General features: G+C 46.2%; 16 protein-coding genes and 1 pseudogene. 5 read left to right on the top strand and 12 right to left on the bottom strand.

Annotated features, from left to right (window positions below; all coding sequences use genetic code 11):
• Nucleotides 1–157: 157 nt before the first annotated feature.
• The 8 genes from BM122_RS01860 to BM122_RS01830 all read right to left on the bottom strand — a co-directional run bounded on the left by BM122_RS01860 (nt 158) and on the right by BM122_RS01830 (nt 9,983).
• Nucleotides 158–1,234 (bottom strand): Fic family protein, encoded by a 1,077-nt coding sequence (locus BM122_RS01860; protein WP_074903146.1) that lies wholly within the window; start codon nt 1,232–1,234, stop codon nt 158–160.
• Entirely contained in the window at nt 1,231–2,898 is a 1,668-nt protein-coding gene (locus tag BM122_RS01855; protein ID WP_218151965.1) for a DNA methyltransferase, read from the bottom strand. The genes BM122_RS01860 and BM122_RS01855 overlap by 4 nt, the downstream gene beginning before the upstream one ends.
• Nucleotides 2,889–3,485, bottom strand: a complete 597-nt coding sequence (locus tag BM122_RS23945) for a site-specific DNA-methyltransferase (RefSeq protein ID WP_218151964.1) — start codon at nt 3,483–3,485, stop codon at nt 2,889–2,891. The genes BM122_RS01855 and BM122_RS23945 overlap by 10 nt, the downstream gene beginning before the upstream one ends.
• A 32-nt stretch (nt 3,486–3,517) precedes the next feature.
• Entirely contained in the window at nt 3,518–4,588 is a 1,071-nt protein-coding gene (locus BM122_RS01850) for a lipocalin-like domain-containing protein (protein WP_074903144.1), read from the bottom strand.
• Between the two features lie 110 nt (nt 4,589–4,698).
• Entirely contained in the window at nt 4,699–7,248 is a 2,550-nt protein-coding gene (locus BM122_RS01845; protein ID WP_074903142.1) for an FtsX-like permease family protein, read from the bottom strand.
• Complete coding sequence (locus BM122_RS01840; protein ID WP_074903140.1) at nt 7,245–7,925, bottom strand: ABC transporter ATP-binding protein; 681 nt, start codon at nt 7,923–7,925, stop codon at nt 7,245–7,247. Before BM122_RS01840 ends, BM122_RS01845 begins: the two co-directional genes overlap by 4 nt.
• 120 nt (nt 7,926–8,045) lie before the next feature.
• Nucleotides 8,046–9,083: a DUF2278 family protein gene (locus BM122_RS01835; RefSeq protein WP_074903138.1), complete on the bottom strand. Its 1,038-nt coding sequence runs from the start codon at nt 9,081–9,083 to the stop codon at nt 8,046–8,048.
• 285 nt (nt 9,084–9,368) lie between these two features.
• Entirely contained in the window at nt 9,369–9,983 is a 615-nt protein-coding gene (locus tag BM122_RS01830; protein WP_074903136.1) for a hypothetical protein, read from the bottom strand.
• Between the two features lie 755 nt (nt 9,984–10,738).
• On the opposite strand from BM122_RS01830, the gene BM122_RS01825 reads away from it, so the two are divergent.
• The 3 genes from BM122_RS01825 (at nt 10,739) to BM122_RS01815 (ending at nt 14,689) form a co-directional block, all read left to right on the top strand.
• Nucleotides 10,739–11,551 (top strand): Mut7-C RNAse domain-containing protein, encoded by an 813-nt coding sequence (locus BM122_RS01825; RefSeq protein ID WP_218151963.1) that lies wholly within the window; start codon nt 10,739–10,741, stop codon nt 11,549–11,551.
• A gap of 178 nt (nt 11,552–11,729) precedes the next feature.
• Complete coding sequence (gene polX / locus BM122_RS01820; RefSeq protein ID WP_074903134.1) at nt 11,730–13,454, top strand: DNA polymerase/3'-5' exonuclease PolX; 1,725 nt, start codon at nt 11,730–11,732, stop codon at nt 13,452–13,454.
• Nucleotides 13,455–13,468: 14 nt separating this feature from the next.
• Nucleotides 13,469–14,689: an alpha/beta fold hydrolase gene (locus tag BM122_RS01815; protein WP_074903132.1), complete on the top strand. Its 1,221-nt coding sequence runs from the start codon at nt 13,469–13,471 to the stop codon at nt 14,687–14,689.
• A gap of 379 nt (nt 14,690–15,068) precedes the next feature.
• On the opposite strand, the gene BM122_RS01810 is transcribed toward BM122_RS01815, so the two are convergent.
• Nucleotides 15,069–15,845, bottom strand: coding sequence for a tellurite resistance TerB family protein (locus BM122_RS01810; RefSeq protein ID WP_074903130.1), 777 nt, complete (start codon nt 15,843–15,845; stop codon nt 15,069–15,071).
• Nucleotides 15,846–16,093: 248 nt separating this feature from the next.
• Between BM122_RS01810 and BM122_RS01805 the strand changes: the two genes are divergently transcribed.
• On the top strand, nt 16,094–16,543 hold the full coding sequence (locus BM122_RS01805) for a hemerythrin domain-containing protein (RefSeq protein WP_074903128.1): 450 nt from the start codon (nt 16,094–16,096) through the stop codon (nt 16,541–16,543).
• Between the two features lie 91 nt (nt 16,544–16,634).
• On the opposite strand, the pseudogene BM122_RS01800 reads toward BM122_RS01805, so the two are convergent.
• From BM122_RS01800 to BM122_RS22130, 3 genes and pseudogenes are all read right to left on the bottom strand, one after another.
• A pseudogene (locus tag BM122_RS01800) lies at nt 16,635–16,938 on the bottom strand (transposase); the annotation flags it as partial.
• A 20-nt stretch (nt 16,939–16,958) separates the two neighbouring features.
• The gene (locus tag BM122_RS01795) at nt 16,959–17,246 is read right to left on the bottom strand and encodes a plasmid stabilization protein (protein WP_074903124.1); all 288 of its coding nucleotides are present in this window, start codon (nt 17,244–17,246) and stop codon (nt 16,959–16,961) included.
• Nucleotides 17,247–17,734: 488 nt separating this feature from the next.
• Nucleotides 17,735–18,076: a hypothetical protein gene (locus BM122_RS22130; protein ID WP_143083277.1), complete on the bottom strand. Its 342-nt coding sequence runs from the start codon at nt 18,074–18,076 to the stop codon at nt 17,735–17,737.
• A 361-nt stretch (nt 18,077–18,437) separates the two neighbouring features.
• Here BM122_RS22130 and BM122_RS01790 point away from each other — a divergent pair, with 361 nt between their 5' ends.
• A complete protein-coding gene (locus BM122_RS01790; RefSeq protein WP_074903122.1) occupies nt 18,438–18,656 on the top strand; it encodes a hypothetical protein in 219 nt (72 codons plus the stop codon).
• Nucleotides 18,657–18,845: the final 189 nt, after the last annotated feature.

Genomic DNA, 18,845 nt, shown 5'->3' with positions numbered 1-18,845 from the left:
AAGACTATATCGCAATAGATTATTGCAGATTGAGTTTTATCCATTTCTGATACCTTCAGCAGAGGTAAAAAATTTTTCTTTTCTATATCTATTCTTTTAACATGTATAGAAATTGATAATTTTCTATACATGTTTTTTAGATATCTATATATTTCTGTCATTTTTTATGCACATTACTCAACAAACCAAAAAGAGCTGTATTAATGTAATAATTGTCACGACCTATTTTTCGCTTTATCAGCAGCCCTATATTGATCAATTCATCTAAATAGCGAGTTGCCGTAATTCGACTCACATCAAGCTCCATCATAACAAAATCGATTTTGGTGTAAGGGTGGCGAAAAATATTGTTAAGTAGATCCTGACTATAAATCTTAGGTAACTCACTCCGTATTTTCTGTTTAAATGTTTGCATGGTTGCCTTAATACCTTCAATCAGTGCAACTGTTTGCTTAGATGTCTGCTCAACACCTTCAAGCATGAACATCAGCCAAGGCTGCCAGTCGTCAGTATCACGAGTGGCTTGCAACAGATGATAGTAATCGCTCTTGTTCTGATTAATATAGCGGCTCAGGTAAAGCACGGGAATTTTCAATAATCCTTGTTTGACCAAATACAGAATATTGATAATACGGCCAGTTCTGCCATTACCATCATAGAAGGGATGAATGCTTTCAAACTGGTGGTGGATAACTACCATTTTCGTGACCGGATCCCAGTCACACAAATCGTCATCATTGATGAATCGCTCCAGATTGGCCATTAGAGTGATGATTTCATCTGCATGCTGCGGCGGAGTGTAAACAGTTTCTCCAGTAAAATCGTTTTTTAGCGCAGTGCCTGGTAGCTTGCGAAAACCAGCACTATTCTCTTCGATAGTCGCTTGAATATGCAGTACATCGTTATTAGTCAATAAGCCATGCGCTTTTACCTGCTGGAAGCCATAATGCAGCGCGTTGGCGTATTTATGCACTTCCTTCGCTGCTACGCTGACAAAAAGCTTAGCAGCACTGTCGCTACGGTAAAGATCATCATGCGTCGTAATAATGTTCTCAATCGCAGAACTATCTTTGGCCTCCTGCAAAGAAAGCGTGCTGATCAGTATGCCTTCGTTGGGAATGCTTACCGCAATGCCTTTCAGCTCCGCCAGCGCCTGGTGTGCTCTGGTGAGTTTCTTCAATACCGCTGTGGTTTCTATTTCCTTGGGGAACGGAAGGAGCTTGATTGAGTTCACACCCTCACCTCCACAATGGCCATAGTGTCATTGCCAAAAATATCCACCACTTTCACTGCAATCTTGCGCCGCCCGGGGATGACTTCCTGGAATACACTGATCAATTTCAGCGAACGGTCCTTTTTGGTGCGGAAGCTTTGCCATTCGTTTTCAAAAATGTAATCACCTGTCCACTGCTCTTCCCATTCGCCGGTTTCCAGGCTTTGCACGCGGATAATCTCGCGCTTGTTTTCGAAATCGAAATCCACCGACCAGTAATCAATCCAGTCCGTCCAGTGCTGGGTCAGTTGTTCGCGGCTGATGACGCCGCCCTTATCCTTGCTCACTCTCACGATCTGGCCTTTTTCCACCACAATCTTGCTCTGCTTGTCCTTGAGCGTTGCTTCGGCGTTGGCGATGGAGTCCTGCGAATAGAATACCGAGAAGTCGGTGAGTTCAACGGCCACCGTATTGCCCTTGATATGCGGTTTGACCTCGATGAAGGACACATCGTGGAACACCACCTGATTCTTTTCCACCGCGCGCCTGTCGAACACCTCCGCTGGAATATACTTGGGCGCAATATCGATACCTATCGCTCTGGCTTCATCCAGCACATTGGGAAACAAGCCCATCTCGAATTCGAAGCCGAGGATATCCACCTTGGTGACATGCTGCTTGCGGCATTCCAGGATGATCTCTTCGACGAACAACCGCGTTACCGGCAGATTCACCGGCCCCACCGCTACCAGCCGCCCGGCTTTCTTGCCGTGAAAACAGGCAAACTGCGCTACTTTCTCCGCCCGGTAAGCGCGCAGGATCAATTCAAGAAAAGCGGTTTCCTTGGCAGCAAGCTGCTGCTGTTTCTGTTCCTCGCGCAGATCAGGATTGACGCCAATGTAATGCTGACGCTCGTATTTTCCGAGGTTGAGGATTTCAAAGGCGCGGTAATCTTTTCCTTCCACTTTGAGCTGGCGTTGCACACCGATCATGCGTTTGCGTGTTGTATGGATAGCGAATTTGCCCAGATCGGAAGCAATCCATTTGCGCCCGAGTTTCTCTGCGACGGCTGCTGTGGTACCGGAACCGCAGAAGAAATCAGCAATCAGATCGCCTTCATTGCTGGAAGCCTTGATGATACGTTCAAGTAAGGCTCCGGGCTTTTGGGTCGCATAACCAAGGCGTTCTATTGCCATTGGATTAACCGGAGGAATATCGTCCCATAAGTTCTGTATTGGTTGCCCAAGAGTTTCATCCATATATCTCTTTAAGCAAGGTGTTCCTGTCTTGGTGTATGCAATTCGTCCCTCTCTCTCAAGTTCTTCCATTTTCTCACGCAGATATGCCCATGTCCGCGACTTAGCAGGCCATTTTCCCTTCCATTCATATACCAAGTTTCCCCCATTACCATGACGAGGAGCATCTAGTGGTATTAAACGATACCGGCGACCAGTTTCGTCTCTTTGCTGCCAGTGAGAATCCAAGTATTCCTGTGAATAAGGAACAAATACATCATTCCAAACATTGCGCTCTGATTTAGCATAATAGTGAATCGTGTCAGTAATAATGCCGAACTTGCCTGGGTCATTATGCGCATTAGCTCGTCGCCAGATAATCTCATTTCTATGTGCACCAGTGCCAAAAACTTCATCCAAACATGCGCGAATATGCGCATTTACCGCCAATCACAATGCACATAAATGCTGCCACCTTCCACCAGCAGATCGCGCATCAGTACCAACCGCTCACAAATCATTGCAATGAAGGAATCTGCACCCTTGCCCCAGGTATCACGGTAAGCGATTTCTTCCAAGATATTGGGTTTCTTGGTGAAGGTGTCGCCGCCGATTTCGATATCCATCGAAAAGTCGGCGCCCACATCAAACGGTGGATCAATATAGATCAGCTTGAGGCCACCCTGTTTTTCGATTTCTTCGCGCAACGGCCCGTTCTTGAGCGAGGACAAAATCAGCTTGTTATCACCCCAAATGAGCTTATTGGTCCAACCCTTGAGTTGCCGTCCACGGTTGTCTATATCGAATAGGCTCATTTGCAGAGCGGTATCCGATAGCTTTTCCGCACGCGGCTCATCCACTTGTTCGATGGTCTGAAAGGGCAGCACGATATTGCACACTTCGTTGGTCTTGCCATTCCAGACCAGTTCCACTTCACGCTTGTCTTCGAATAGCAGGAAACGGTATTTGTCCGGCAGCGGTTTGCCTGCTTCCAGGTGTTGCGTAATATCGCGAATTTCGTTGTCAGTCAGTTTCATCTTGCTAATCTTATCAGTTGCATCGATATCAGCTACATCGACAGTGCTTTGTCATAGCCAGTCAATTCCAGATAGCCACGTCCAGCCGGCTGGCCATCACGCGTAACGGTTACTGCCCCTTCCCAATAAACCGCACCCGTCGATTGGCGTGCATCGAGTTCCTGATCATCCAGCAACGGCTCGAGCTTCCATTCGATATCCCTCGTCTTGATGCGCATGACGACTGGATAAACTGCATCAGTGTGGGGAGAGCGCCAGGTGCGCACGGGATGGAAGCTGACTTCATCCGGCTGAAAAATAGTCATGCGGCCGGAAGGATCGCGCAAACCGGCATACGCCCAGATTTTTTTGCCGTCCTTGCCGCGTATCTGAAAAGCCATCAATGCGGAACCATCGTCGAGATTGATGCCAGTCCAATCCCACCCTTCCGCGTTCGGATCAAGATATTCCGATGACCATTCGTGATCAAGCCAAGCGCTGCCTTTAACGGGTATCGCCCGATTATCGCGAGTGACCGTACCGCTGACTTGCAAATGTGGCTCACTGTAATAATAACTGGCTTGTTCCGATTTCGGCCCCTTGCGGGAAAAGCCATCCAGATCCTGCAGCATCAGTGGTTGCGTCGGCGTAAACGATAGCTCGAGCACAAAATTGTCTCCTGCCGCATAGGTACGATAGCGGCCATCCGCTTCGCGGATAAAATACCAGTCATCCAGTTTCACAGCGCTATTACCCGCTTTGGCATAAGCCAGACCGAAGCCCTCACGCGCGCTTTTCTCTGCATGCAACAGTTTACCGACCGCCGGATCGGACAGCGCCGCATGACCGATGATCAATCGTTTGGGTGCAAACCGGCTGGGATTATCCTCGGCGTGCTCAGTGGTCGGACGGAAGAAGGTGACCTGAAAGCCGAGCGGCTGCTGATCAGGTGCTTCCAGCCAGCCCGTCACATACCACCATTCAATGCGGAAATTTTCATGTGCACCAAGATCCTCTGGAAAAACCAGCGCTCGCGGCGTCACAGGGGTATATACCGGTGGGGCTGCCACAAGCATCCCCAGCGACGTCAACCATAAAAAAAGTAGCGATACCAGCTTATACATAACCTCTTATTCCATTTCCAAAGCAAACATGACGCGAAGGCGATCCGCAGACAGTATCAATAATACGGCAAGGTGAAGCCGACAAAGCTAATTTTGCTTTAGAAATGGAATTACCAATCCTCTTTGACTGCACGTATCACATTACCCGACACCGCTCGCCGTCCGGCGAGCAGCGCCGTCACTGCCGCTGCCATCAGCATGGTGAGCGCCATAATGAGCAGCCATTGCCAAGGTGGATGAAGTTCCATCGTCCAGTGAAACGACTGCGGATTAACAATAAAAATGAGGATCAGGCTGATACTCCCTCCCAATAAGAATCCGATGATGATGCCAAAGCCAGCCAGCAATCCACCTTCCAGTGCCAGCATGCGATAGATCTGACCGCGTGTCACCCCGATATGGCGTAACATACCAAATTCCTTGACACGCCTCAGTGCCTGTGCTGAAAAACTGGCCGCCACCCCGAGCAGTCCTACTCCGACTGCAATCAGTTCTAACAGGTAAGTGACGGCAAAACTGCGGTCAAAAATCTTGAGGCTGATTGCCCGGATTGCATTCGGCTGCCAGAACGTCAACGACTCGCCAAATGGTAACGCTTTCAGCGCTGCTATGATTTCCTCAGGCGCAACCCCGGCCTGTAGCCAAAGTGCGGTTTCATTGACATGCCATTCACCTGTTAGCTTTTGGTAATCGCTCAGTTGCATCTGGATGGCGCCAAATTGACGCCCATAGTCACGCCATACACCCGCGACGATATAATCCTGCTGCGCCTCACTCAGCGGCAACGCTACTCGCTTACCCACCTGATAATCATAGAGATCGACCATCGCTTCCGAAACCCAGATGGGAATCGCGTCCAAGGGAATTTCAGTAGGGCTTAGCGCATTATCCGTCATCGGCAGGGTATGGCCTGGATCAGCTTGATCGATTGGTCTCGCAATCAGCGTAACAGTCGGTCTAGCCGAATCAAGCGTAATCTGCAGCGAGCGGATAAAATCGATGCGTTCAATTCCCGCTGTTGCCGCAATTGCCTGTTGCTCCTGTGGCGTGAAGCCAAGCGCATCCTGTCGCACCACTGTGCGCACATAGATATCGGCTGGCAGAATATGCGTCAGCCAGTCTTCTACCGAGATGCGAAAACTCGCCACCATGATCGCCATAGCCACCATCAGGCTGAAACTTACCAAGACTCCCCCTAGTGCAATCGCAGCTTGCTGTGGTGCATTCGCCAGTCTGGCTAATACCAAAGTAGTCAGTGCACCCGCTGTCAAGCGGTTAAATATGCGAAATAATCCGGAAAAAAACAATGCAGTTAATGATGGCATCCAAGCGATACCACCGATCAGCAGCAAGGCTACCGCGAAATAGCCAAAAAGGGGCAGTTCCACCACAGGCGGGAGTTGCGTGAGGATAGCTGCCAGCAGTAAACAGATAAGTGCCGGCCAGGGAGTCCGCAATTTTGCCAGCGCTGTCTCCTCACTACCTGATTTGAGCGCGGACGCGGGATGAGCTTGGGCTGCTTCCCAGGCAGGCATCAGGCTACCCAACATGGTCACACTCACCCCCAGTACAAAAAAAAGCAAAGCTGCCAACGGCCTCAACTGAATAGCTGGTTTGATTTCAGGAAAAAATCCTCCGCCAAGATCTCCTCCGTAAACATGCAATGCCGTCGCGGCGAAGGCATAACCCAGCCCGAGTCCCAGCAGTGACCCGACTATGCCGATCAGGCTACCTTCACGCAGGATCTGCAGCAGGATTTGGTTGCGCGTCAGTCCAAGCACGCGTAGCAGCGCAAAGTGCGGTCGCCGCCGCAAAGTGGACAGCACTTGGGTCGAGAGTACCAGAAAAGTACCGGTAAACAACGCAACCAGCGCCAGCACATTCAAATTGATGCGATAGGCGCGTGACATATTATGGATGCGCCTTTCCTGATCGACAGTTTCAGTTACTAAGTATTGCGCGGGCAGTTCCTCTTCAAGAGCCGCTTTAAATGCAGGGTGATTGACACCTTGTTTTAATTTAAGATCGATGCGTGATAACAGCCCAACGTGATCAAAGCGCCACTGTGCCGCGCCAATATCCATGACCGCAATGCGCTGCCCGGCATGCGCCCTCACCAATCCACCCGCTACCCGCAATGTCACAGTTTGGGTGCCTAGACGTAGTGACAGCTTGTCACCCTGCTCGACTTCCAGCCATTCCATTGCTGCGGGTGACAGAAAAATGGCATCATCTGACAGCATGTCGAAAGCGCGCCCTTCCGCAGGTACGCCGACTAAATCCGGGGTTATGGTAATAGCACGGTACACATCGATCCCGAGGATTTTCAAGGTATTGTTTCTGTCATCCTCCAACTTGGCAGGGATAGCCGCCTGGATCTCCAGCATCGGGCTGGCAACCGCCACGCTTTCATGCTGTGCCAGAACGGGATAGAGCATTTCATCAAAGGTCGGTTGCGTTGCGCGCACTTGGAAATCAGATTGACCGGACAAGCTTTTGACGGCCGCAGAAAACTCATTGACTGCCGTAGTATTGATCAGATGGATTGAAAACCCCATGGCAATGCCCAGCGCAATTGCGATGAGCGCAACCACGATTTGTAGCCGGTGCGCTTGCCACTCTCCCAGCAGCAGCCAACGGGACAGAAGGCTATGGTTCATACGTGCTGATGAGATATCAAGGGTTGCAAACCCGTCTTGCTCAACAGTAGGATACGATCTGCCGTTGCTGCGGCTGCTTGCGAATGGGTAACGATAATGCCCGCAGCACCATTAGCTTTGATTTCACTACGCATCAATTGAAGAATTTCCTGGGCGGTATCAGGATCAAGATTGCCCGTCGGCTCATCGGCCAGAATCAGGCGAGGTCGATGCACCAATGCGCGCGCAATCGCAACACGCTGCAATTCCCCTCCCGACAAGTGTCGTGGGAAATCCTGTTCACGCCCTTGCAGCCCCACTGCCACCAACATTTGTTGGGCACGATCAAGCGGCAAATCATTGAGCAGGAGTGGCAATGCCACATTTTGCAGCAGCGTCAAGTGAGGCAAGACATGAAATGCCTGAAAGACAAAACCAAAATGACGCCGCCGCAGGGAGGTCGCGGCCTCGTCATCTTTTGCTGATAATGCAACGCCATCAACCCATATCTCGCCGGTATCAGGAGTATCCAATCCGGCAATTAGGTTCAATAGCGTCGATTTGCCCACACCCGATTCCCCCATGATGGCTACGTACTCCCCTGCAGCCAGGGTATAAGATAAATCGGACAGTACCTGCTTTCCATTCGCATAAGCCTTACTGATGCCACGTAATTCCAATGTAGCGGTATTTTTCATAATGAGACAATTGTCCCATGAAAAAGACCCGAAAGGCAGTAAAACAGATTAGGCTAATATATGTCAGTTTGGCTAAACCTGAGCCAACTTAGAATGTTTTGGCAAATAAAAGATTACGCCTCAAAATACAATGGTCCAGCCGCTACGACATTGTTCTTTGGTATAGGATACCCCATGATATTTAAGCCCATCCGGGTTGAGCAAAGTAATGATGCCACCATTGTTACCTAACTGCGCTCCCTGGCCATCCAATTGCACGACATTGGTTGCGCCTGGATTAAGCTGCAGGTTAGTGATAAAGGATCGTTTTTTATTTTTATCTGCAATTAACCAGCCAGACAGATCAATCATATTGGGAGAGCGATTAATCAAGGTCACCGTTTCATTCCCTTGATCGTCCCCTGCCGGATTAACCAGCGCTGCTATAATTTGTACGTCAGGCTCTATTTTAGGTGGAATAATACCCTCGCATTCAGCGAGTTGATGGCCTGTTTGATCATCGGTATGCCAGCACTGGGACTGGAAAGCTAAAAAGACAGCCCCCCATTGTTCCGGCCAAATCTCCGTGCCAGCTCCCACCTGCTCTATACTCGGAAAATGAAAAAGTAATCCCCCATCCTGCCAAATTCCGTCTTCCCCCACATATTGCCCTACATTGCCTTGATTCATGTGGATATTGTGAATACCGTTTCCGGGCAGAAAGCCAAAATATTGGTCTTTTATCTTTTCTTCAGGTCCCCAGCGCTCGCCGAAAGCATAAATACTTGCCCGTTCGTCGCCAATAGCGCGTAGCACATAAGCATCAATTTTTTCATTGAGATCATTATCCGGCCCTGGAAGGTTGTGTGGTAAAGGTCGCATTTGTCCTGGGTCGAACAAATTGCCGCGTATATAATCCAGTGACATTTTATTTGGCGCATTCTCAAGCTGAGTAAATCCCTTGTCTAGTTTGACCAGTTTTTCCAGAATGGGATGGCGAAAATCATCAATGAGCAAATATAAAAGCTCAGAAGGGGCTAGCTTAGACTTTACATTAACGGCGATACGATAGTCTGTAGTATCGTCGATAAGATGCACTTCGTAATGTGGGCTAGAACCTTGTCCTATAATTTTATTGATGGCCTTTCCTTTAAGAACGCCGTATTGTTTTAAAGCCATGATTCCTCCTAAAATACGTTGCGGTGGGGTGGCATTTAAAAGCTGCTATTCAGATCTTTCAGATCTATATGCTTTTTCTATGATTAGTTTCTTCCTATATTGGTTCAAGCAAAAGGATTTATTCTTAAGCTAGAAAGATTATTCTAAGCTTTCATGGTCTGCCTTGGAAAAAACTATTCTAACTTCAATACAGTACAGGGCGGCGGTCTCGACTATTCCATGCTGTAGATGAGTTTGGAAACGTATTGTTAACTAGCCCGCCACCAAGTTCGAAACAGTAAGAGATTAATCCCCCTTTTCCTTATTCACATATTGAGTATGTGATATATCTGCGTACCCACCGTAATAATCTAAATTCACGCCGTCGAACATTACGGTGCATTCGGCTGTGCTATAGTTTGAAATCGAATGATATTTGTAGGTAATTCCAGCATAGTGATAGTTGGTTATACCATTGCTGACATAGCTCTCGGAATAATGCTGATTTGAGAGGCAGTTCATTGTAACCGTCTTGGGTAGAGGCAAAATAGCATTAGGGCTGGAAGAACAGTTGAGCAGAGAGATGTCTACTTGCAGACTACCTTGAGATGCATTGGGTGACACTACGACAAGATCCGCTACTGTGTCACCAGAGCCATGGCAATAAAAATTGGGTTGATAGATAGACCAGCTGACTACTGTTAGGTAGCTTTTATCGGGAAAGCGATGGTCGAGCGATCCAGCCACACCTAATCCTACTCCTGATAAGCCATTTATATTATGAAAATTTCCATTTATTATAACTGACTTTGAGGTGTCAGCACCTACACCTTTTGAGGTGTCAGCGCCTACACCATTTATAGTCATAGCAGCGAGCAATATCAAGCTAGCAATTGCCGACTTAATAACCTGATTATTCATTTTTTCTCCTGGTTAATTTTTTATGGCTACATGGTTGACATAAATTCAGCGTTTTGTGAAAGCGCTTGGATTGACCCATTACTTTCAAATTTTGTCCGCTAGCCACTAATTAAACGATCAGTGCCTAGCTTTAAGTCTGCTGGGAAATACCTGAAATCAATGATGAATCCACTAGGCCAGGTTCCAGTTAGATTTGATTTAGATAAGGTAGCGTTACTGCTCATCCTTTGCCAAAACCAACCGTAATTAGTAGCTCCAAACCTCACCTGACCCTATGAGAAAATATTCTTTTTTGAAGATAATTAAAATAAGTATAAATACTTAACAGATCTAATAACTTTCCTTCTTGAGCTACCGGTAGATCATCTAAAACCAGGAAATTAATCAAACCGATAGCCTCAACATGGCTGATCTTTTGACAAAGCTAGAACCTGTTTAGCACCCATATCAACCCTTTTTGCTGCAACCTACAGATATTAGCGGCTCAAGCTAAACACAACCAAGTTGAGGCCAGAGAATATCTCCACCTGAATGAGACACAAAGCCATGCCGAGTCAAACTAATCATTCACTCATCGGATACTCACCGTTTGAAGCTCTCGAGATGTTTATTTCACTTTTCTTTGATTAAACACCATTCTGAATCTCAAATTATCCCAACGGCCTATTTCTTTTGTTCCTTTTGATTTTGACGGCAATAACATGGTACGCTCCCATTACCAATTGTGTTGATCTGATTAAAGAGAGATCACAAGGTTGACGCATCAAACCGGATTTTCTGATAGTTTGCCGCATGATAATCCTCTAAGAGCAGGAAAGGTGCAACCAGATAAGCTAGCTGAATTTCGTTTTTACGCCGAGTTGAATGATTTTTTTTCTGCCGAGCAACGGCAGAAAACGATGCCCTATCACTTCAGTGGTCATCCAGGAATCAAAGACCCGATTGAAGCTTTCGGCGTCCCTCATACCGAAGTTGAGTTGATTATTGTAAATGGTCTCTTGGTGAGATTCGATTATCAACTGCAGGCTGGCGATCGTGTCGCTGTCTATCCGGTTTTTAAAAGACTGGACATCAGCTCCTTGCTCAGATTACGCGAAAAAATCCCATCTGACCCTCACTTCATTCTGGATGTCAATCTGGGCAAGCTAGCACGATTCATGCGCTTATTAGGTTTCGACAGCCTTTATCGCAATGACTATCATGATTCGATGATTGTGAAGATTGCAGTAAACGAGCAACGCATCGTGCTGACCCGAGACCGTCGCCTGTTGCATGCCAAACAGATCCAGCATGGCTATTGGGTGCGTGCAGTTGATGTCGAAAGCCAGATTGATGAAGTCGTGCGCCGCTTTGATTTATGCAGGTTGATTCATCCTTTTGCACGATGTCTAGTCTGTAACGGTGTGCTAGCTCCCGTCGACAAGACCAAGATATTGGATCATCTTGAGCCCAAGACGAAACGTTACTATGAAGTCTTCCGCCGATGCATCAAGTGTCAGCGCATCTACTGGGAAGGCTCCCACTTGGAAAACATGCGGCGACGCTTCGCCGATTTGCTGACAAGCTGAGAGAGGCGTGAATTATTGAGCGCAAGAATGAATATTTCTTGACACTATTTTTAGTAACCTAGTCAAAGCATTAGGAAACTACTATGATTATAGAAACCTTCTAAGAACTATGAACATATGTTCACTACGTTCATAACTGGTTTTCCTTTACTTTTGTCCAAAAAAATAAAGGAGCGCTATGCCTATCCATAATGCTGATATCGCAGCCATCTTCGAAGAGATCGCTGATTTGCTGGAAATTGAGAATAACAACGTATTCCGCGTGCGTGCTTATCGTAATGCTTCCCGTTATTTGCAGGAAATGGGTAAAGATGTCCGCACCATGGTTCAAAAAGGAGAAGATTTGACCAGTCTTCCTGGCATTGGGGAAGATCTCGCCAACAAAATACAGGAAATCGTCGAGACGGGTCATTGTTCTGTGCTGGATAAGCTGCATAAGCAATTACCGTCGACTATTACGGAATTGCTAAAAATTCCCGGGCTGGGACCCAAACGGGTAAAAACTTTGTACCACGAATTGGATATCCATACCATGGAGCAATTGCAACGGGCGGTACGCGATCATCGTATTCAGAGTCTAGCCGGCTTTGGTGAAAAAACCGAAATGCGCATTGCTGACGCCTTGGCTATTCATGCTGGCAGCATCAGCCGTTTTAAATTAGCTACTGCAGCTCAGTATGCTGAACCTTTGATAGCTTGGCTTAGCACGATTTCCGGAGTGCAGCAGGCGATTATAGCAGGTAGCTATCGACGAGCCAAGGAAACGGTAGGAGATATCGATATTTTAATTACTGCTACCCAGAATAGCCCGATCATGGCAAGCTTTTGCAGCTATGACGATATAACGGAGGTACTCTCTCACGGCCCTACCCGAAGTAGTGTCATTCTTAAATGCAAGCTACAAGTGGATGCACGTGTAGTAGAACACGAGAGTTATGGCGCAGCCCTGCATTATTTCACAGGCAGTAAAGCACATAACATTGCTATCCGCCGCCTGGGTCAGGAGCGAGGGCTCAAAATCAATGAATATGGTGTATTTAAGGGTCAACGGCGTATTGCTGGTGAAACGGAGGAATCTGTCTATCAGTCTGTAGGGCTGCCGTTTATTCCCCCAGAATTGCGCGAAGACCGCGGTGAAATTGAAGCTGCCAGAAGCGGGCATTTACCTAAACTTATCGAGTTGGGTGATTTGAAGGGCGATTTGCATGCTCATAGCAAAGCAAGCGATGGTCGTGCTACGCTTAAAGAAATGGCTAGCGCTGCTCAAAAATGTGGTTTTGAATATCTGGCCATTACTGAACATTCGCGCCGGCTCACCGTCGCTCATGGCCTTGATCCGGTGCAACTCACCAAGCAAATCGACGAAATTGACCGCATTAATCAGCAATTAACGGGAATCACGCTGCTCAAGGGTATTGAAGTCGATATTCTCGAAGACGGTAGCTTGGATCTACCCGATTCGATACTAGCAAGATTGGATCTGGTAGTCGGCGCCGTACACAGTCGCTTTGAGTTGTCACGCGCCAAGCAGACTGAACGTATTCTCAAGGCCATGGATCATCCCCATTTCACGCTGCTCGCTCACCCTAGTGGACGGCTCATCGCCAGGCGTAAGCCCTATGATGTCGATATGTTGCGTATTATCCGCAAAGCTAAAGAGCGCGGTTGCTATCTAGAGCTTAACGCCCATCCGGAAAGACTGGATTTACTCGACATTTATTGCCAGGCAGCTAAAGATGAAGGTGTTCTAATCAGCATCAATTCGGATGCGCACAGTGTGTTGGATTTTCATAACCTACGTTTCGGTATTGGTCAAGCACGGCGTGGCTGGCTGGAAAAGCAAAATGTACTCAATACACGATCATTACAAGAACTCAAGCCGATCCTTAAGCGTACGATGTAGGGCAAAGCTGAAATATGCGCTACACTTTTATCGTATTCATGTTTTTGCTAATAGCGACGCTTTCGGGTTGTGTCCATCAGCAATTCGTCACCCAACCTTACCCACGCTGGGGTAAGGAAATTCCTATTCACCAGGCAGATGATGCCAATCCCCTGCTTCTGCGGATATTACAACCGAACAAACCCAGCAATGCATCGGCTTGTTTGCTGCTCGTTCATGGTATGAATGAATACATTGGTCGTTATAACGAAATTGCCCGTTATTTCGCTCAGCGTTTCATAGTGGCAGGGTTCGATCTCTATGCGCATGGCCTGTCCAATCCGATTCTGCAACAGGCAGATCGAGCCCTGATTGCCGGAGCTGCTCGACAGGAAGTAAGTGATGCCTATCTGGCACAAATTCCATTATATGATCTGGATCCAATGAGACAAGATCTAAGTCATGCGTTAAAGCGCTTGATTATCTCTTGCGATGAACAAGGTGAATCGGACAAACCGATCTTCATTGTTTCTCATAGCTTGGGTTCTCTGATTGCGGCTTCTTATTTGCTGTCGACTCAAAATAAGAGCGAATCAGCCAGACGAGTACAAGGCATTATCTTGCTTGGGCCAGCCTTTTCCGTTACCGAAGTTCCAGGCTGGCGCGGCTGGCTGGCAAATCCACTCATCAAGCTATCATTTCATGCCAAGGAGCATTGGTTGAATCCGCAGAATGAATCTTTGCCACTATTAATCATTAATCAGATCGTTTCCTTTATCATTGTGCCATTGCTCGACGGAATATTTGAAGTGTTATCCTGGCCAGGTCTGCGAACGCTATTCACGCCAGCTACACCTGATTGGGTGGTCAATTATTTAACCGATAACGAGCAAGAAAAAGCCCGTATTCGCGGAGATGATTGGTTCATCCGTCGCGCTCTGTTGCGCTATGTCAAAGCAATCGAAACAGAAATCATCCATTTTCGCCATCATATGAGCGAATTCGCTATACCTTATTATTTGATCTATTCTGGTCATGATCCGATTACCCCATTCTGGGGTAGCGAAGATTTTGCAAAGGCCACCCTACAGAATCATCCTGATAATGAACTGTTACCCCTATCGAAGTTAAGCCATCATGAGCATCTTTTCTCATCACAACCGTTACGGAATGAGATCTTGAAAAAAATCGAACAATGGCTGGATCGAAGGAGGCTTTCCTGGCATCACGAGAAAACGACGAAGCTGCAAAATTAATGATCAGCAGTTTAGTGAAAAGCGGATTAATCACAAACCAGCTTTCCTTTATTAGTTTTTTCTACAAGGCTACAAAGGAAAAGGAACGACAAAGCAAGCTTTAATTCAGAACCGTAAACAATGTAATAACATGCTGCTCACACATCTCATTCCATTTCTAAATCAAAAATGACGCGAAGGCGAGCCGCAGACAGTATAAATAATACGGCAAGGTAAAGCCGATAAAGTGAATTTTGATTTAGAAATGGAATGAGAACCAGAAAAAAAGTACTAATAAACTCAACGATAGACTTTCGCAGATGGAATTCCTCTATCAATATTTATTACAGTGCAAATAAAATATTGATCAAGGCGTAACCAAGAACTGGGCCAAATAAAATCAAATTATAGGAGAGCCTGTCATCTCATGAAGACTTCTAACAGTGTCCGAGTCCAGCTTAAGTGAATGTGCTAATTGACGCAAATAAGTTTTTTCGGCACCCGTGTCTATATCAATTGCGAATAAGGAAGCTGCATAAACCTGAGTCGCAACGATTTGATTAGGAATGCTAGAAATCAGCTTATTTAGATCCATTGGTTGAATTAACTCATTATGGATAAATTGACGTTCCTCGTCTGTAACCCCGTCTTCATTTACCTTACCCATAATTTTGTCCATTTCAGACTGATCAAGCTGACCATCTGCTTTGGCAGCATTTATCATCGCCCGCAGTATGAGCTTTTCTGTGTCTGATGAAATCATCGCTTCTAATTGCTCCTTAGGCAAGGAGTGAGCGGCTTCCTTTTCTAATTGCTCCTTAGGCAAGGAATGAGCCGTTTCCTTTTCCTGTAAGTCAGAAGGCTGAGCACCATATTTTTTCTGGAGTGCATTAATGGCCATAGCTCCTAACATAGAAAGCGCACTTCCACCTAGCGCTCCTTTTACTACAGACGCTCCACCACTTAGCAAAGCGCCTGCCAGTGCACCTATGCCTCCTAATTGTCCCCCTGTCAAGTTACCGGCTTGCTTGGTACGAACGAATTTTTCTATCATATCCATCCACTTATTTTTAGACTGAGTTGTAGACTGAGCAGAATTGGCCATATATTTAAGTCTTTCTTTTCCCTTATTGGTCATTTCGTTTAGCAAACGTCCTACAATATCACCATAGCTCATCGTATTACCTCCTTGGTTAAAAGATCTCTGTGAAGTATCACATTAAGATTGCCTAAGCTTTCATACGCAAGTTGTAACAGTTAATCGAATATTAAAAACTAAGTAAATACGTACAAACACGTATTCCGTAGCTATTGCTGTATTCATTAATTTTTCATATGCTCTCTTGTCCTTCTGACCCATTGGCATACATACACTTTTTTAGCATTGATAAACTCAACAATAGTCCATGTTACGAATGATCTCTCATGAAACGTCATAAAAGCCTTTATCCCTTGTCTCATGATCATCATCATGCTCTTGTCCAGGCAAAAAATCTGCGTATTGCCTCCTCCAGTTCCGATATGTCATCACTTAATCGGGTTGCTATTGATTTTATTGCGTATTGGGATACCAATCTTCAACTCCATTTTCGTCAAGAAGAAGAAATTCTGCTACCTGTTTTCTCTCAGTATTCCTCACCAGACCATCTGGAAATCATCGAAACCTTAAAACAACACGACGATATCCAACAAGTCGTCAGTCAGCTGAGAAAAAACATTGAGCAAGAAGCAGCCCTGGCTGGAGAAGGTCAGAAACTGTCAGCACTGCTCAGTATGCATATTCGCTATGAGGAGCAACATTTATTTCCCGCTATTCAGGAAATTGTACCTGAGGAAGTTTTATGGGAAATCAACCGCCACTTCACTGAAAAATAAGGATGTTAGCAGCAAGCATATGCATTCACAATCAGCTGTCCCCAGCTCCCCTGAAACGCAGATTATTTATGGATCAGCTGCAGCATGATACTTATTTCAACGTGAGTTCGACATAAGGATCACCCCACCACGGCTGGAAGAGCTTAAGAGAATCTGATATGAAGGGAAGTTTCTTCTCCCGAAAGGTGTAAGCCACCAGCCCAGCTATCAGATTAACGAAGAGGTTAAATGGGCTACGATGGCGGGAATGCTCGATTTGCGAGATATTATTCCATTGCTCATTGACGGTCTCAATAATCGAGCGTTTACGTAACTGCAGCTTGTCAAACAGCGGCAAAGCAACAGCGGCAAAGCTTGTTTTTCATGTTCTTGCGTACCTTGGTAACAAGCTGCACCGCATCGTTTGAATAGGATATTATGCATTTTCTTTATTGCGGCGGGTCTCCCAACCTTTTTTTGCGGCTCTGCTCCGTTCTTCCTTTGTCATGCTGTGTCCACCCTTGCGGGATGATGCGTGAGTATCTTTTTTCCCATAACCACCGCCACCGGGTTGGTTGCCACCGCCCGATTCTTTATTGACGGTTGCCCAAGCTCTTCGTTCAGCTTCTTTTTCTGATACTCCACGTTTTTCATATCCTTCGGTTATATGATCGGCCTTTCTTTTCTGCTTGTCCGTATACTTGCTCTTGTCACCGCGTGGCATAGATCCTCCTGTCTGTGTCTCATAAAAAATCTCGATACAGCCGGTTGTTGGAATACACCTTATGACAGAACAGGCCTTAGTTGAGTTCCTAATTATACTGAGCGAGTGGTTCATACCGATTTCAATTAATATTGTCAACATAGAGCAAGTGATATGATAGAGCGCAAAAATGCTACTGTTGACCGGTCCTCAATCGCGATTTTCCCGGATCGATATCGAACTTTTTGATCTAGTACATCAGCCCGCTTTTGCCTGTTTCAGCATATCCCCAGCACCGTCGCTCTGCTTCCTTTACATTTCCTCTCATTCTACGCAGAAGCTCTTTTATAAACTGTGGGCATAACAAAACTGTGGGCATAACAACACCACTATGTCTTTGAGATTTTATTCCATTTCTAAATTAAAACTGACTTTGTGAGCTTCACCTTGTCGCATTCTTTATACTGTCTGCGGCTCGCCTTCGCATCATTTTTGATTTGGAAATGAAATTACTGCTCCGTGTGATCAAGTACCTTACGTATACTATTACGGATAATAGCCTCTACCGAGGAGGCGGGTGCAGCAGGCGATGGAGTCATTTCCGCCAGCGGAGCGGTCGGTGGAGACGCGACCCAACTTGCCGTAGAGATCCATCTTTCAGCACGGGATACAGATCGAATACGGAATACCTTGTGCCCGGGTGGGGTGAGCCAGAATGATTTTACTAGTATCGGTTTCGCAGTGAGCAGAATATTCAAATTCGACCGAGCTATCAATACAGTCTGGTATACTACCGCCCGCATATTATCGCTGGCAAAGACAAAACCGAGATCACGCAGTCTGTTGCGCACAGCGGGATCTATATCGGCAGCAAAAAAACAACATAGGCAAAAATGAATCTCTGAATTCCATAGCTGATTTCTCGGAAGACAGAAAAAATCTGATCAGGGAAAGGAAAAAGCTAAAGGGTTTGTAGAAAGTACACACAACATTTGTCAAGCCTGTTACAGAAGATAATTTATCAGAAATATATGCTGATGGAGAAGCAATTGGACACACCATTCAAGGTATATTTAATTTAGCAAAAGAATTGTGGATTATAGAACTATGAAAATTTTGCAAATCAATGCTTGAGCAATGAAGTATTTTCGTTATATACTGGACTGGTCACAAGATGTTCGTAGTTACAAATTTTAATAAGGAATCAATATAATGAGATTTTTTCTGATCGCCGCCGCTTTAGCAGCCCTGACATTGACAGGGTGTGGCAAACCAGGTCAAGCATTACCTGAAACCGAGAAAGAAGCCTATAACAAAATCATTTCCGGTCAAAAAATGGATTGTCCTCATGGATTGGATGCTAATGGTAACTGCCTTAAAGAAGGTGCAGATGCACGTCCCTATGGCGGCACCAGCAAACCAGGTCATTAATAATATAATAACCATAAAAAGTAGCCTTGCTTTTCTTCTCCTATCCTCTTACCCTTTTAGTTAAATTACCTCCGGCAAAGCCGGAGGCTTATTTCTGTTAGCCCCTCAAAGGGGCAAGAATTGGAGCCACCTAAAGGTGGCATCACATACCAAGCTTGAGCTGATCATAGTGCTCATCCTCTTTCTCTT

Origin of the sequence: Nitrosomonas communis, assembly GCF_900114745.1 — a bacterium.
Taxonomy (GTDB): domain Bacteria; phylum Pseudomonadota; class Gammaproteobacteria; order Burkholderiales; family Nitrosomonadaceae; genus Nitrosomonas; species Nitrosomonas communis_A.
This window is presented reverse-complemented; position numbering and strand designations above follow the sequence as displayed.